The organism is Shewanella sp. 10N.286.52.E4 (assembly GCF_041468785.1).
Taxonomy (GTDB): domain Bacteria; phylum Pseudomonadota; class Gammaproteobacteria; order Enterobacterales; family Shewanellaceae; genus Shewanella; species Shewanella electrodiphila.
In genome coordinates this window covers 1-248 of sequence record NZ_JBFRJJ010000084.1, presented here as the reverse complement: position 1 = coordinate 248, position 248 = coordinate 1, and the positions used below count along the sequence as shown (strand labels likewise).

At 54.0% G+C, this 248-nt stretch carries 1 protein-coding gene; it reads right to left on the bottom strand.

Annotated elements, in window-relative coordinates; translation table 11 throughout:
- Positions 1 to 248 (bottom strand): hypothetical protein (locus AB4153_RS21445; RefSeq protein ID WP_371998608.1); only part of this gene is annotated, 248 nt, incomplete at both ends.

Here is a 248-nt window from a genome sequence, read left to right as displayed (position 1 = left end):
TGATCGACCGCTTGAGCATCTACCGTAATGTCGCCATCCACCAGGCTTGAAATATCCACGCCCGCAATGCTGTAATCGCCATTGGCATCGACAGTCACGCCCGTCACCTCAAGGGTGTTGCCGGCGCTATCGGTAAGAATAAGGGTGACAATGCTATCTTCTGCCACATCGGTGGTGGTACCTGAAATGTCAGCGGTCTCTGCGCCATCATCGATGGTCAGCGCTACATCAATTGAACCTGCAGTCGC